General features: G+C 70.5%; 11 protein-coding genes and 3 tRNA genes. 11 read left to right on the top strand and 3 right to left on the bottom strand.

Annotated features, from left to right (window positions below; genetic code table 11):
* The first annotated feature begins 32 nt into the window (after nucleotides 1–32).
* The 5 genes from serS to H9624_RS11005 all read left to right on the top strand — a co-directional run bounded on the left by serS (nucleotide 33) and on the right by H9624_RS11005 (nucleotide 5,655).
* On the top strand, nucleotides 33–1,298 hold the full coding sequence (gene serS / locus H9624_RS11025; RefSeq protein ID WP_251839934.1) for a serine--tRNA ligase: 1,266 nt from the start codon (nucleotides 33–35) through the stop codon (nucleotides 1,296–1,298).
* Nucleotides 1,295–2,149 (top strand): HAD family hydrolase, encoded by an 855-nt coding sequence (locus H9624_RS11020; protein ID WP_251839933.1) that lies wholly within the window; start codon nucleotides 1,295–1,297, stop codon nucleotides 2,147–2,149. Before serS ends, H9624_RS11020 begins: the two co-directional genes overlap by 4 nt.
* A 112-nt stretch (nucleotides 2,150–2,261) precedes the next feature.
* Nucleotides 2,262–3,653 (top strand): ABC transporter substrate-binding protein, encoded by a 1,392-nt coding sequence (locus H9624_RS11015; RefSeq protein WP_251839932.1) that lies wholly within the window; start codon nucleotides 2,262–2,264, stop codon nucleotides 3,651–3,653.
* Nucleotides 3,654–3,724: 71 nt separating this feature from the next.
* The gene (locus H9624_RS11010) at nucleotides 3,725–4,711 is read left to right on the top strand and encodes a carbohydrate ABC transporter permease (protein ID WP_251839931.1); all 987 of its coding nucleotides are present in this window, start codon (nucleotides 3,725–3,727) and stop codon (nucleotides 4,709–4,711) included.
* Between the two features lie 62 nt (nucleotides 4,712–4,773).
* The gene (locus tag H9624_RS11005; RefSeq protein ID WP_251839964.1) at nucleotides 4,774–5,655 is read left to right on the top strand and encodes a carbohydrate ABC transporter permease; all 882 of its coding nucleotides are present in this window, start codon (nucleotides 4,774–4,776) and stop codon (nucleotides 5,653–5,655) included.
* 189 nt (nucleotides 5,656–5,844) lie between these two features.
* On the opposite strand, the gene H9624_RS11000 is transcribed toward H9624_RS11005, so the two are convergent.
* Entirely contained in the window at nucleotides 5,845–6,816 is a 972-nt protein-coding gene (locus H9624_RS11000) for an NAD(P)H-quinone oxidoreductase (RefSeq protein ID WP_251839930.1), read from the bottom strand.
* Nucleotides 6,817–6,892: 76 nt separating this feature from the next.
* Between H9624_RS11000 and H9624_RS10995 the strand changes: the two genes are divergently transcribed.
* A tRNA-Ser gene (locus H9624_RS10995) sits at nucleotides 6,893–6,980 on the top strand.
* An 87-nt stretch (nucleotides 6,981–7,067) separates the two neighbouring features.
* Here H9624_RS10995 and H9624_RS10990 read toward each other — a convergent pair.
* A complete protein-coding gene (locus H9624_RS10990) occupies nucleotides 7,068–7,652 on the bottom strand; it encodes a PepSY domain-containing protein (protein ID WP_251839929.1) in 585 nt (194 codons plus the stop codon).
* A 44-nt stretch (nucleotides 7,653–7,696) separates the two neighbouring features.
* Nucleotides 7,697–7,876: a hypothetical protein gene (locus H9624_RS10985; RefSeq protein WP_251839928.1), complete on the bottom strand. Its 180-nt coding sequence runs from the start codon at nucleotides 7,874–7,876 to the stop codon at nucleotides 7,697–7,699.
* A gap of 81 nt (nucleotides 7,877–7,957) precedes the next feature.
* On the opposite strand from H9624_RS10985, the gene H9624_RS16925 reads away from it, so the two are divergent.
* From H9624_RS16925 to H9624_RS10960, 5 genes are all read left to right on the top strand, one after another.
* On the top strand, nucleotides 7,958–9,208 hold the full coding sequence (locus H9624_RS16925; protein ID WP_251839927.1) for a threonine/serine exporter family protein: 1,251 nt from the start codon (nucleotides 7,958–7,960) through the stop codon (nucleotides 9,206–9,208).
* A 59-nt stretch (nucleotides 9,209–9,267) separates the two neighbouring features.
* Nucleotides 9,268–9,356: transfer RNA gene (locus tag H9624_RS10975), tRNA-Ser, on the top strand.
* Nucleotides 9,357–9,521: 165 nt separating this feature from the next.
* The gene (locus H9624_RS16920; RefSeq protein WP_251839926.1) at nucleotides 9,522–10,493 is read left to right on the top strand and encodes an HNH endonuclease; all 972 of its coding nucleotides are present in this window, start codon (nucleotides 9,522–9,524) and stop codon (nucleotides 10,491–10,493) included.
* 105 nt (nucleotides 10,494–10,598) lie between these two features.
* Entirely contained in the window at nucleotides 10,599–14,909 is a 4,311-nt protein-coding gene (locus H9624_RS10965) for a lamin tail domain-containing metallophosphoesterase family protein (RefSeq protein WP_251839925.1), read from the top strand.
* A 178-nt stretch (nucleotides 14,910–15,087) separates the two neighbouring features.
* Nucleotides 15,088–15,160, top strand: a tRNA-Arg gene (locus H9624_RS10960).
* Nucleotides 15,161–15,231 lie beyond the last annotated feature (71 nt).

The following is a 15,231-nucleotide window of genomic DNA, read 5'->3' as shown; positions in this document are numbered from 1 at the left end:
AGGCGGGCAGCCTCCCCGGATAGGCTCGGCACGTGATCGATCTCAGAGCCATGCGCGAGCAGCCCGACGTCGTCCGTGCCAGCCAGCGGGCCCGTGGCGAGGACCCGGGCCTGGTCGACCGGGCCCTCGAGGCCGACGAGCGCCGCCGCTCCGCGCTCACCACCTTCGAGGAGCTGCGCTCGGAGCAGAAGGAGGTCAGCCGCTCGGTCGGCAAGGCCACCCCGGACGAGCGCCCCGCCGCCCTCGCCCGCGCCAAGGAGCTCGCCGAGCGGGTCAAGGTCGCCGAGCGGGACGCCGCGGCCGCCGCCGAGGAGGCCTCGACGATCACCTACCAGCTGTCCAACGTCGTCGTCGACGGCGTCCCCCCGGGCGGGGAGGACGACTTCGTCGTGCTCCGCACCGAGGGGGAGCGCCGCGAGCTCGAGCAGGTCCGCGACCACCTCGAGCTCGGCGAGGGCCTGGCCGCGATCGACGTCAAGCGCGGCGCGAAGGTCTCCGGCGCCCGCTTCTACTACCTCACCGGCATCGGCGCCCGCCTCGAGCTCGCGCTGCTCAACGCCGCGATGGACCAGGCGATCGCCGCCGGCTTCACCCCGATGATCACGCCCACGCTCGTCTCCCCGCAGGTGATGAGCGGGACCGGCTTCCTCGGCGAGCACGCCGACGAGGTCTACCAACTGCCGGCCGACGACCTCTACCTCACCGGCACCTCCGAGGTGGCGCTCGCGGGCTACCACGCCGACGAGATCCTCGACCTGTCCGGCGGCCCGATGCGCTACGCCGGCTGGTCCACCTGCTACCGGCGCGAGGCCGGCTCCTACGGCAAGGACACCCGCGGCATCATCCGCGTCCACCAGTTCAACAAGGTGGAGATGTTCAGCTACACGACCGCCGACGACGCCCAGGACGAGCACGCCCGCCTGCTCGCCTGGGAGGAGGAGATGCTCGCCAAGGTCGAGCTGCCCTACCGCGTCATCGACGTCGCCGCCGGTGACCTCGGCTCCTCCGCCGCCCGGAAGTTCGACTGCGAGGCCTGGCTGCCCAGCCAGGAGCGCTACATGGAGGTCACCTCCACCTCGAACTGCACGACGTTCCAGGCCCGCCGCCTCGGCATCCGCCACCGCGGCGCGAAGGGCACCGAGCCGGTCGCCACCCTCAACGGCACCCTCGCCACCACCCGCTGGCTCGTGGCGATCCTCGAGAACCACCAGCTCCCGGGCGGCTCCGTCCGCGTCCCGGCCGGTCTGCAGCCCTACCTCGGCGGCCTGGAGGTCCTCGAGCCGGTGGCCGCGCGATGACGCTGACCGTCGACGCCGTCCGCGACCACCTGCCGGCCTCCGTCCCGGAGGCCGGGCCGGGGCTCCTCGTCGCGCTCGACATCGACGGCACGCTCATCGACCACGAGGAGCGGATGACGACGGCGGTGCGCCAGACCGTCGGCCGGCTCCGGGACGCCGGGGCCCGCGTGGTCCTCTCGACGGGCCGCTCTGTCTCCGCCGTCGTGCCCATCCTCGAGGAGCTGGAGCTCCGCGATGGCTGGGCGGTGTGCTCCAACGGTGCCGTCTGCCTGCGCCTGGACCCGACGCTCGAGAACGGGTACGAGATCAGCGACGTCGTCACCTTCGACCCCGAGCCGGCCCTGCGGCTGCTGCGCGAGGAGCTGCCGGACGGCCTCTTCGCCGTCGAGGACCTCGGCCGCGGCTTCAAGGTGACCGCGCCGTTCCCCATGGGGGAGCTGAGCGGGGAGATGACGGTCGTCGACTTCGAGGAGCTGTGCGCCGCTCCCGCCAGCCGCGTGACGCTCCGTGCGCCGCACCTGTCGGCCGCGGACTTCCACGCGCTCGTCGAGCGCGTGGGTCTGCACGGCGTCTCCTACGCCGTCGGGTGGACCGCCTGGCTCGACCTCGCCCCCGACGGCGTCACCAAGGCCTCCGCCCTCGACATGCTCCGCGAGCGCCTCGGCGTCGCACCGGGCGCCACGGTCGCGGTGGGTGACGGGCGCAACGACATCGAGATGCTCCGCTGGGCGGGGCTCGGTGTGGCGATGGGCGGGGCGGACGAGGTGACCCGTGCGGCCGCCGACCTCGTCACGGCACCGGTCGAGGACGACGGCGTCGTGCCCGTGCTGTCCGCGCTCCTGCCTGCGTGACCAGATCGTGACCACTCCCCGGGTCTGAAATCCTTGCAGGAACGCGTCATCCGCGCTTGATTGGAGGCGCGCACGTATGTGCGCCAGTCCAACGATGGTGTGGAGGAGATCAATGAGGATTCGTAAGCAGCGACGTGCCGGATCGCTCGCGGCTGGGGCCGCAGCGCTGGCGCTTGTCCTGGCCGCCTGTGGCGGCGCTGACGACCTCGGCGGCGGGGGCGGCGGCGGGGGCGGCGGTGGGGACGACGACGCGACCACCGAGGCCGACTGCGCCGACTTCGAGGAGTACGGCACTTTCGAGGGTGAGACGGTCACCTTCTTCACCTCGATCCGTGAGGTCGAGGCCGACCAGCTGCAGGACTCGTTCGAGCAGTTCACCGAGTGCACCGGCATCGAGGTCACCCACAACGGCTCGGGTGAGTTCGAGCAGCAGCTCGTCGTCCAGGCCGAGGGTGGCAACGCCCCGGACCTCGCGGCGATCCCGCAGCCCGGTCTTCTCCAGCGCATGGTCGCCGACGGTCACGTGAAGCCGGCACCGGACGCCGTCGAGGCCAAGGTGGACGAGGGGTGGACCGAGGACTGGAAGACCTACGGGACCGTCGACGGTGAGTTCTACGCCGCGCCCCTGATGTCCAACGTCAAGTCCTTCGTCTGGTACTCCCCGACGGCGTTCGAGGAGAACGGCTACGAGGTTCCCACCACCTGGGACGAGCTCATGGCCCTCACCGAGCAGATCGCCACCGACCACGGCTCGGACACCGTCAAGCCGTGGTGCGCGGGCATCGAGTCCGGCGGCGCGACCGGCTGGCCGGCCACCGACTGGATCGAGGACATGGTCCTGCGCACCGGCGGCGGCGAGGTCTACGACCAGTGGGTCAACCACGAGATCCCCTTCAACGACCCGGAGATCGTCGAGGCGGTCGACCTGGCCGGCGCGATCCTCAAGGACGACAACTACGTCAACGGCGGCATCGGCGACTCCCGCTCCATCGCGACGACCTCGTTCAACGACGGCGGCCTGCCGATCATCGAAGGCAACTGCTTCCTGCACCGCCAGGCGAACTTCTACGAGGCTCAGTGGCCCGAGGGCACGGACGTGAGCGAGAACGGTGACGTCTTCGCCTTCTACCTGCCGAGCATCGAGGAGAGCGAGACCCCCGTCCTCGTCGCCGGTGAGTTCGTCGCCGCGTTCAACGACCGCGAGGCCACGCAGGCCACGCAGGCCTTCCTCGCGTCCGACACGTGGGCCAACACCCGCGTCGAGATCGGTGGTGTCATCAGCGCGAACCTCGGCGTCGACCCGGCCGTCGCGTCCTCCGACGTGCTGCGCCAGTCGATCGAGATCCTCCAGGACCCCAACTCGGTGGCCCGCTTCGACGCCTCGGACCTCATGCCGTCCGAGGTCGGCGCCGGTGCATTCTGGACCGGGATGGTCGACTGGATCAACGGCAGCGACACCCAGTCGGTGCTCGACGGTATCGAGGCCGCCTGGCCGGCCGGCTGACGAGACGACAGGGGGGCGGGGGCACGGCGCTGCCGGGTCCCCGCCCCGGTCGTTGACGGGAGCTGATCACCATGGACTTCTTCCTCTACTCCAAGTTCGGTCAGATGATCCTGGCCGTCGTCGCCTTCCTCGCCGTCATTGCCGTCATCCTCCTGCTCGCCCGCGTCGCGGACCGGGTCGCCGGCCGCACGCGGACGCTGTGGATGGTGCTGTTCTTCGGCGGCCCTGCCCTGCTGCTGCTCGGCGTCGGGCTCATCTACCCGGCCATCCGCACGACGATCATGTCCTTCATGGACCGCACGAGCTCGACGGCGGTCGGTTTCGCCAACTACGAGTGGGTCTTCACCAACCCCGACTCGCTGCAGGCGTTCATCAACACCTTCTGGTGGGTCGTGCTCGTGCCGACCGTCGCCACCGGGGTCGGGCTGCTCTACGCGATCATCATCGACCAGTCCCGCTTCGAGAAGGTCGCCAAGACGCTGCTGTTCATGCCGATGGCCATCTCCTTCGTGGGCGCCGGCATCATCTGGAAGTTCGTCTACGAGTACCGCGGTGCCGCTCAGGAGCAGATCGGTCTGCTCAACGCGATCATCGTGGGGCTCGGCTTCGAGCCGCTGCGCTTCCTCCAGGACTCGCCGTGGAACACGTTCTTCCTCATCGCGGTGATGATCTGGATCCAGGCCGGTTTCGCGATGGTCCTCCTCTCGGCGGCCATCAAGGCGATTCCGGCCGACATCGTCGAGGCGGCGCGGCTGGACGGCGTGAGCGCCTGGCAGATGTTCCGCAGCATCACGGTGCCGAGCGTGCGGCCCACGCTCGTCGTCGTCGTCACGACGATCACGATCGCCACGCTGAAGATCTTCGACATCCCGCGCACCATGACGGGCGCGCGCTTCGACACCCAGGTGCTGGCGAACATGATGTACGACCAGTCCTTCACCTTCGGCAACGCGGGGACGGGCTCGGCGCTTGCCGTCGTCATCTTCGTCCTCGTCATCCCGATCGTCGTGTTCAACGTCCGCCAGATGATCAAGAACCGGGAGGTACGGGGAGCATGAGCGTCGCACCTGCCAACCCAGCCATCACCGAGCCCGGACGTTCACGCTCGTTGCCGGACCCGATGGGTCCGACGACGGCGTCCGGCCGGGCCAAGGCGATGCTCACCTCCCGGGTGGGCTCCGTCGTCGCCATCGTCATCGCGCTGCTGTGGACCGTCCCGATCATCGGGATGCTCCTCAGCTCGGTGCGTCCGGAGTCGGAGATCCGCACCTCGGGCTGGTGGACCTTCTTCACCAACCCGACCTTCACGCTGGAGAACTACCAGGAGGTGCTCTTCGGGCGCGCGTCCTCCGGCGCGCTGTCCGGGTTCTTCGTCAACTCGATCGTCATCACGGTGCCGTCGACGGTCATCCCGCTCGTCGTCGCGACGATGGCGGCCTACGCGTTTTCCGTGCTGCAGTGGAAGGGCCGGGACACGGTCTTCATCGCGGTCTTCGCGCTGCAGATCGTTCCGCTGCAGATGGCGCTCATCCCGCTGCTGCGGATCTTCTCCGGCTCGGCGGTCGGGGAGATGTTCCCGTATCTCGCCGTGTGGTTCGCCCACGCGTGCTTCGCGATGCCGCTGGCGACCTTCCTGCTCCACAACTTCATGTCAGAGATCCCGCGCGAGCTCATCGAGGCGGCGCGGGTGGACGGCGCCGGTCACGTGACGGTGTTCCTCCGGGTGATGCTTCCGCTGCTCGTGCCGGCGATCGCGAGCTTCGCGATCTTCCAGTTCCTGTGGGTGTGGAACGACCTCCTCGTCGGCCTCACCTTCACCGGCGGCAACAACGCGGTCCAGCCGCTCACGGCGCGGCTCGCAGAGATGGCCGGCTCGCGCGGTCAGGACTGGCACTTGCTCACCGCGGGCGCCTTCGTCTCGATCATCGTGCCAATCGTCGTGTTCCTGGCGCTGCAGAAGTACTTCGTCCGCGGCCTGCTCGCAGGCTCCGTCAAGGGCTAGCCGCAACACCTCAGCTGTCGGCGGGGACCCCCACCCCGCCGACAGCTGAGTTGTTCCCGACGGCGGCGCCCCCCCACTCGCGCCGACAGCTGAGTTGTTCCCGACGACGGCGCCCCACACTCGCGCCGACAGCTGAGTTGTTCCGACGGCGGCGCCCCCCACTCGCGCCGACAGCTGGATTCCGCCCCGTCAGGTGCCGGTGACGAGCAGGAGCTTGCCGAAGACCTCACCCGAGTCGAGCAGCTCGTGCGCCCGCTCCGCCTCCGCGAGCGGCAACCGCTCGTGGACGACGGCGCGGAGCCGGCCGTCCTCGAGCATCGGCCACACCCGCTCGCGGACCGCCGTGACGATCGCGGCCTTCTCCCCGAGCGGCCGGGCACGCAGGGTGGTGCCGTGGACGCTCGCGCGCTTGCGCATGAGCGCCATGAGGTCGACCTCGCCGCGGGTGCCGCGCTGCGTGCCGATCACCACGAGGCGCCCACCGGTGGCGAGCATGGCGACGTTGTCGGCAAGCCCGCCCGCGCCGAGGACGTCGAGGATGACGTCGGCGCCCGTGCCGCCGGTGGCCTCCTCCACCGCGGCGGGGACGTCGCCGTGGTAGTCGATGGCGACGTCGGCGCCCAGCTCCTCGCACCGCGCGGCCCGGTCCGGGCCGCCCGCCGTTGTGAGGACGCGCGCACCGAGGGCGCGGCTGAGCTGGATGGCCGCGGAGCCCACCCCGCCGGAGCCGCCGTGGATGAGGACCGTCTGGCCGGCGCGCAGGCCACCGACGTCCACGAGGTTCCACCAGGCCGTGCACACGGCCTCGGGCAGGGCGGCGGCGTCGACGAGGTCCGTGCCCGCGGGCACCGGCAGCAGCTGCCCGGCCGGCACGGCCACCCGCTCGGCGTACCCGCCTCCGGCGAGAAGCGCGCAGACACGGTCGCCCACCTGCCACCCGGCCACGCCCTCACCGAGCTCCCCCACGGTCCCGGAGACCTCGAGCCCGATGATGTCGCTGGCCCCGGGCGGCGGTGGGTAGTGGCCGGCCCGCTGGAGCACGTCGGCACGGTTTAGCCCGGCAGCAGCGACGTCGAGAACGACCTCGCCGTGGCCCGGTGAGGGGTCGGGCACCTCGGTGAGCTCGAGACGGGAGTCGGCGGAGACGGTGATGGCGCGCATGCCTCTTGCCTACCGCAATCCGGTCTCACGCGCTGCGTAGACTGGTCGCGCCGTGGCGCCGAGAGGCCTGCGGCAGGGAGGGCTGACAGAGCGGCCGAATGTGACGGTCTTGAAAACCGTTGTGGGGCAACCCACCAAGGGTTCGAATCCCTTGCCCTCCGCCAGCACCCCGCTTGCCGCGCACTTTCCGATCCGGTCGCCCTTTCTGGCGCCCCTCCTCGGAGCCGAAAATGCGACGCAACGTCAGGCGGTCAGAGAACCTCGCCCGTCGTCGCGTCGACGCGCACCTCGGTCATCGCGCCGTCGGTCGACAGGAGCTCGACGTCCCACACGACGGTCCCGAGGTGCTCGTTGAGGTCGACCTCCTCGACGGCCGCGCTCATCTCGGTGGCGGCGGTGGTCGCGGCCTCCGCGGCGGAGATCGACGCCTCCTCCAGCCGGCGGCGGTCCTCGTCCTCGAGCGGCTCACGCTCGCCCTCGTGGACGATCTCGTTGCCGTCGACGGACACGTGCACCTCGACCTCCTCGTCCCCGACGGCGACCGACACCTGCCACAGCTCCTCGCCGTCGTCGTCGCTGCGGTCCACGCTGAAGGCCTGCCCCCCGAGCTCCTCGGCGGCGGTGCTCAGCGCATTGGCAGCGCCGTCCTCGCCGGGGACGGGTTCGGGCGACTCCTCCTCACCGGGGGAGAACTCGGGGTTGTCGGGCTCACGGTCGGTGACGATGCCGTCGCTCGTCGTGCCCTCGTCCGCAGGCGGGTCGTCAGCACTCGTGCAGCCGACGACGAAGCCCGCCGTCAGGGCGGCAATTGCGGTCACGCGCACGGATCGCCTCATGCCCTCCAGCGTCTCAGCGGGGCCGGAGGGTCGCACCCGGAGGGTCAGCGTCTGTCGGTGGTCAACCAGGAGCGCAGCGCGAGGTAGAGGACGAGGGCGACGACGAGCACGACGACGAGCCGCACGAGGAACCACACCGCGCTGAACAGGACGCCCACCAGCCACCACGCCAGCACGACGGCGGCGATGACGAGAAGGATCGTCAGGAGGCTGTTGCGTCGCATGACGGAAGTCTCGCACGCGGCCCGCCGGCCGTGGGGCGGACGACCCGTGGCGCCGTCGTCGTCGCCCGGCATGATGGTCCGGTGCAGGACGCTCCCGAACACTCCCTCGAGCGCAGGTCGGCTGCCGTCCTCCGGCTCGGGTCGATGCTGCTCGCCGCAGGCGCCGGCTCCTACCGGGTCAAGGACTCGATGCGGCGGGCGGCCACCGCCCTCGGCCTGCACCACCACCGCGCGCAGGTGACGCTCACCGAGATCACCACCACCGCGCGCGACGGCGAGCAGGTGCGCACCGAGGTCGTCGAGCAGCGTGAGGTGGGCGTCAACGCCGACCGGATCGACGCGCTCGCCGGCGTCGTCGAGCGCCTGCGCCCCGGCCAGCCCGTGACCGAGCTCGAGGAGGCCCTGGAACGGGCCGAGCGCACGCCCCCGCGCTACGGCGCCGTCCTCAACGCGCTCGCCGTAGCGCTGGCGTGCGCGGCCTTCGCCTTCCTCAACAACGGCGGGCCCATCGTCTGCGCCGCCGTGCTCGTGGCCGCGGGACTGGGCCAGACGGTGCGCCGGCGGATGCAGCACGCGCGCCTCAACAAGTTCGCGATGACGGCGCTCGCGGCGGCGCTGTCGAGCAGCGTGTACGTGGGGATCGTCCTCGGGCTCGAGGAGCTCGGCGTCGCCGACGCCTCGCACGAGGCCGGCCTCATCTCCGCGGTCCTCTACCTCGTTCCCGGCTTCCCGCTCGTCACCGGCGTGCTCGACCTCGTCCGCATGGACCTGTCCGCCGGCGTCGCGCGGCTCGCGTACGTCACCGTCACGCTCCTGTCGGCCGGGATGAGCGTGTGGGCGGTGTCGTGGGTGGCCGCGCTCGAGCTCGACGGGACGACGACGACGGCGCTCGCCGGCCCGCTCCTCCTCGCGCTGCGGGTGGTGGCCAGTGCCGTCGCGGCTGCGGGCTTCGCCATGCTCTTCAACTCCACCCCGCGCGCCGCGTGCGTCGCGGCGGTCATCGGCGGGATCGCCAACCCGGCGCGGATCTACCTCGTCGAGGCAGGGGTCGCGCCGCAGGCGGCGTCGCTGGCGGCGGCATGCGTCATCGGGCTGCTCGCGGCGCTCGCCGCCTCCCGCGGGCGGGCCTCGCGGGTGACGCTCTCGGTCCCCGCCGTCGTCATCATGGTGCCGGGCGTGATGATCTACCGGTCCCTCGTGCACCTCAACGAGGGTGAGGTGGCGCAGGCGCTGGGCAACGGCGTGGAGGCGACGTTCGTCGTCATGGGGCTGGGCGTGGGGCTCGCCGTAGCCCGCATGCTGACCGACAAGAACTGGGCCTTCGACCGCTGACGACGACGCGCTTTGGACGCGCGCGCGTCTCCGGGTATCTTGGGTGGCGCATGACCCTTGGAGACGTCGCATAGTCAGGTCTAGTGCGCGGCCCTGCTAAGGCCGTGACGGGGCAACCCGTCCGTGGGTTCAAATCCCACCGTCTCCGCTCGTGTCCGAAGGGCCCCGCCGCGAATCTCGCCGGCTGCGGGCCCTTCGTGCGTTGCGGGACGGGCGACATGCTGTCCTGTCGGCCAAACTGATGTCCTTGTTCTGACTGGCATGACTGTGGTGAGCTCTGCACATGCGAATGTCGCCACCGGAGCCAGCGGGTGTGGCGACATTCTGGAGTTGCTTCACCCGGCAGTTCAGTGACCCGTTCGCGAACATCTACGGCGACGTCATCGGCGAGCGGTATGACTTCGATTCTCGTGTGCCGAACTCACGCCAGATCCGCCAGGGCGACGTTCTCGTCATGCGCGACCAGCACCTCGTCTATGGCTGGGGTGTCGTGTCTGCCGTGGTGTCCAGGCCTGGCATCAAGGAAGCGCGTGCGTGCGAACGCTGCGGCTCCACGTCGAAGTGGATCGAACGAAAGACGCTGACCCCGCGATTCCGGTGTGGCCGGTGCGGACACGAGTCGAACGTCCTCGTTGCTGTCGAGATCGACGTGACAGAGTTCTCCGCCTACTACGGAGACAATTGGATCGAGTTCGGCGCGCCGGTACCTGTGCGGGACCTCCGGCCCGTGTTCGCGATGAAGGATCAGCAGAACGCGATTCGCCGGCTCGATCCGACGGCTGCGCGTTCCTACATCGACATCCACCAGGGCGTCCCTACCGACCTAGTGGTCGAGTTCGAAGACCCGGGTGAATGGGTCCGGCAGGGCGGGCTGCGCGAGACGCGCGTGAGGGTGCGCCGCTTCCAGGACGAGTTTCGCGGCAAGCTGCTCGACCGCTTCGGCGAAGTGTGCGCGGTGACCGGGCGGCAGCCCCGGGAGGTGCTCGACGCTGCCCACCTCTACTCGTACGCCGCCCGGCCCGTCCACGAGGAGCGAGGTGGCCTTCTGCTCCGGAAGGACGTCCATAGACTCTTCGACTCGATGCTCCTGCTCGTCGACCCTGACGATGCGCGGGCGCACGTCGCGCCAGCGCTGCTCGACAGGTACCCCTCACTCGAGCCGCTCAACGGACAAAGGCTCCAGGTTCCGAGCGATCGGATGCCGCGAACGGAACTCCTCGCCTCTCACGCCGAAGCCGCGCGCGAGCGTTGGACCACGCTCAAGAAGGACCTCGCCGAACGCTAGGCGTTCATCCACCGGTCACACAGGGTCCACTTTTCGGTCGTCTTGCCCCGCAAGCATGACGCTCGGCAGGTACACGCCTGCCCTGCTCACGACCGAAAGGACGTCATGCTCCGTCGACATGACCGGCTCTCCCGTGCCGGCCGCGCGCTGCTCGCGGCGGGTGCCGCGGGGGCGGTGACGCTGGGGGCCGCGCTCCCGGCAGCCGCGCTGCTTCCCATGCGCTACGACATCGAGCCGGGCTCGCCCGTGCTCATCAGCGAGGTCGCCAACGGTGGCGCCGGCGCCACCACGCAGGCCAACCGCGACTCGACGAAGAACTTCATCGAGCTCACCAACTACAGCTCCACCCCGGTCGACATCTCCGGGTGGAAGGTCTTCCGCTGCGGCCAGACCGGCGGCGGGTACGGACCGCAGGCGGTCGTGGCCGACGGCACCGTCCTCGAGCCGGGGGACCAGTACACGACGGCGCGGGAGGGCTCCGGCTACGAGGCCGACTCCTTCTACGGCACGAGCCTGCACGAGTTCGGTTTCGGCGCCTTCATCGAGGACGCCAGCGGCCAGCGCGTGGACGCTATCGGCTTCTACCACGAGGACGTCGCCACCGACTGCGACGTCGAGAACCAGTGGCTGCAGCGCGGCCTCCAGCACCGCCTCGACGAGTCCCACCAGCGCGTGGGCAGCACCGGCGACATCGAGCGGGACTGGGTCGTCGCGCCGCGCACCGTGGGCGCCCCCAACGTCACCGAGCAGGACGTCGCCACCGTGGACAACGGGCTGCGCTTCTCCGAGCTCAACAGCAGCGGCGCGCAGAGCACCACCGACCAGTACGTCGAGATCACCAACTACGGCGACGAGCCGGTCGACATGAGCGGCTACCAGCTCTTCCGCTGCGGCGAGAACGGCACCCAGTACCTCCAGATCGGCGCGCTGCCCGAGGGGTCGGTCGTCGAGCCCGGCGACAGCTACCTCGCGGCGCGCGACGGCGGCACGTACGCGGCCGACGCCGACGTCACCTACGGCACCTCGATGCACTGGCGCGACTTCGGCGTCATGCTCCTCACGGGCGAGGACGAGATCGTCGACCGCGTCGGTGTCTACGACAACCGCAACAGCCCCTGCACCGCGGGCTCGCCGGTCGACCAGAAGCTCAACCACTTCGACGGCACCACCTACCAGCGCGTCGCCGACACCGGCGACAACCTCACCGACTTCGTCGTCACCGCCACCCGCACCCCCGGTGTTGACGACCCCACGACCGACTACGCCCCCGCGCCCACCTTCGCGGGCCTCCGGGACGTGCGGCTCAGCGAGATCGCGGCCGGCGGCCCCGCGGGCGGGAACGACGAGTTCTTCGAGCTCGGCAACTACGGCAGCGAGCCCGTCGACCTGTCCGGCTGGAGCGCCTACCGCTGCTACGGGACCGGCCAGCCCGGCATCGGCGCCGACGTCCAGATCGCCGACCTCGGCGTCACCCTGCAGCCCGGGGAGACCTACGTCGGTGTCCCCACCGGCGCCCCCGCCGCGCTGCGCGACATCGCCGACGGCGTCTACGCCACCGGCCTCAACCAGACCGACGGCTACGGCATGTACATCACCGACGCCGAGGGCACCCTCGTCGACGCCGTTGCCTCCTACGACGTCACCGTCGACAGGTACACCCCCTGCGGCCTCGGTGAGGAGACCCGGAACTGGACGAAGGACGACCTCGGCGAGAGCTACACCCGCGCCCAGGCGACCGGTGACAACGAGCTCGACTTCGTCGTCACCGCCGAGCGCACCCCCGGCGAGCTGCGTGACGCCGAGTACGTCGACCCCACCGAGCCGCTGCCCGGCGAGCTCGACCCCGTGAGCGTGGAGACCAACCACGTCCCCGGCACCCCGTCCGTCTCCACCGCCGACGACGGCGCCACCACCGTGACGACGGCGGACGAGGGCGGCACGTCCCTCGAGGTCACCGCCCGCGTGGCCGACCTGCGCGACTCCGCCGACGTCGTCGTCCGTCAGGGCGCGAGCCCCGACGCCGTGCCCGCGACCCTCGAGGTCGACGGCGAGGAGCTCGTCGAGGAGCCCGGCGAGGTGACCGGTACGGACGGCTTCCCCTTCCAGCGCTTCGAGGTCCCCACCGACGGGCCCGTCGAGGTCGTCTGGACAGGCACGGCGACCCCGCGCAACGAGCTCCAGCTCCTGCTCTGGGCCGACGGCGCGTGGCAACCGCTTGAGACGGCCGTCCCGTCGGCCGACGGTGCCCTCACGCTCGTCGGCGAGGTGCCGGCGTCGGCGGTCGTCGACGGCGTCGCCCACGTCATGGTGATCGACGGACCCCGCACCAGCGGTGGCCTGCTCGACGAGGTGGGCGTCCAGGACAACGCCTTCGCCGACCCGGGCAGCTACGACGTCGCCATCAACCACATGACCGACACCCAGTTCCTCGCCGAGGGCTTCCGGGACGTCTTCCGCCAGATGGTCACGTGGGTGGTCGCCAACGCCGACGCCCGCCACATCGGCTACAACACCCTCACCGGCGACATCATCGAGAACTGGATCAATGGCAACAACGCCGAGGAGCGGGCCGACCGCGAGTTCCAGGCCGCGCAGGACATCATGAGCCTGCTCAACGACGCCCAGATCCCCAACGGCGTGCTGCCGGGCAACCACGACAACATGTGGGGCCACAACAACGACAAGTACAACGACTACTTCCCGGTGAGCATGTACGAGGACGAGCCCTGGTACGGCGAGCCGTGGGCGCCGGAGGACAACTCCGCGCACACCGACTACTTCTCCGCCGGCGGCACGGACTTCCTCTCCATCAGCCTCCCGTACCGCCCGTCGGACGAGCAGCTCGCCTGGGCCTCCGAGCAGGCGGCCGCGCACCCGGACCACAGCGTGGTCCTCGGCGTGCACTCCTACCTGCACACGAGCGGTGAGCGCGAGGACATCGACAACCGCTACACGGCCACCGGCAACGACGTCTGGGAGACGGTCGTCGCGCCCAACGACAACGTCTTCCTCGTCCTCGGCGGTCACTACCACGGCGTCTCCACCATGTACGGGGACCCGGTGACCGGGGAGCAGACCGACGCGACGGAGGTCTCGCCCGACGTCGTCGCCGTGAGCAACGTCGGCGCCACCGGGCGGACCGTCGTCGAGATGCTCGCCGACTACCAGGGCTACCGCTCCACCCAGGCAGAGGACCCGACCGTCACCCGCGAGGACATGCTCGACCGCGACACCGGTTTCCAGCGGCTCCTCCAGCTCGACCTCGACGCCGGGCTCATGGCCGTCAACGCCTACTCCCCGACGCTCGAGACCTTCGAGGCGTGGCGCTACGACGAGCCCGCGTTCCGCGGGGAGAACGCGCGCTACGACGCGACGGACGAGGAGCTCGTCGTCGAGATCGACCTCGTGCGCTCGACGACGCTGCGCCCGACCGCCTTCGCGGTCACCGCGCCGTCGACGGAGGTCGTGTCCGCCTCCGCGGCGCCGGGTGAGGCCGTCACGGTGCCGCTCGCGGCCACCGACGTCGACCAGCTGTGGTTCGCGCGCGTGGCCGACGACGACGGCAACGTCGTCACCTCGCTGCCGCTCGTCCTGCCGGCGGAGACCGACGAGCCGGAGCCCGAGCCCGAGCCGGAGCCGGAGCCCGAGCCCGAGCCCGAGCCGGTGGACCGCCGGACGGCGGAGTTCCACCTCTCCAACACGTGGCGCGGGTCCACGGACGTCCACTTCATGTACGGCCGGTGGGCCGACGAGGTGTACATCGGTGACTGGGACGCGGACGGCCGTGACACGGTTGCGGTCCGCCGCGGGAACGAGTTCCACGTGGCCAACGGCGTCGCCGGTGGCGCTCCGGACGACGTCTTCCGCTACGGCCGCGAGGGCGACACCGTCCTCGTCGGCGACTGGGACGGCGACGGGACCGACACCTTCGCCGTGCGCCGCGGGGCGGAGTACCACGTGAAGAACTCCCTCAACCCCGGCGATGCCGACACCGTCTTCCGCTACGGCCGCGCCGACGACGAGGTGCTCGTGGGCAGCTGGAACGGTGCCGGCGGAGACACCTTCGCGGTGCGGCGCGGGCAGGTCTACCACGTGCGCAACTCCCTGACCGGTGGACCGGCGGACGTGGTCTTCCCCTACGGCAAGGCGGACGACGTCGTGCTTGCCGGCGACTGGGACGGCGACGGGCGTGACAGCTTCGCCGTGCAGCGCGGCCGGACGTACCACGTGAACAACGCCCTGCGCGGCGGGGACGCGGACACGGTCGTCACCTTCGGTCGTGAGGGCGACGAGGTGCACGTGGGCGACTGGGACGGCAACGGCAGCGACACCATCGGTGTCCGCCGCCCCCGCGGCGAGGCCCCGGCCGCCGCCGGCTCGACCAAGGACGTCACCGCCCTCACCAAGGCGGGCTGACCACCCACCCCATGCGCCGACAGCTGGATCCTGCCCGGTGCGGGATCCAGCTGTCGGCGAAGGGGGGACGCGAGGGGGACGGGGGTGCGTGGTAAAAGTCACGGCCTCTGGAGGGGGTCTGGGATTTTCACCGGCGGCGTAGGACGGCTATGCTCGTTCTCGGCCCTCCGGGGTTGATGCGCCCGTAGCTCAATGGATAGAGCATCTGACTACGGATCAGAAGGTTGGGGGTTCGAGTCCCTCCGGGCGCACTTCGTTTGAGACAGCGAACAGAACGGCCCCAGCACGGCGAGAGCCTGCTGGGGCCGTTCTCGTTGTCCCG

This window comes from Oceanitalea stevensii (assembly GCF_014837105.1).
Classification (GTDB): Bacteria; Actinomycetota; Actinomycetes; order Actinomycetales; family Actinomycetaceae; genus Oceanitalea; species Oceanitalea stevensii.
The sequence above is the reverse complement of the archived record's forward strand: the minus strand, read 5'-3'. Positions and strand labels throughout refer to the sequence as shown.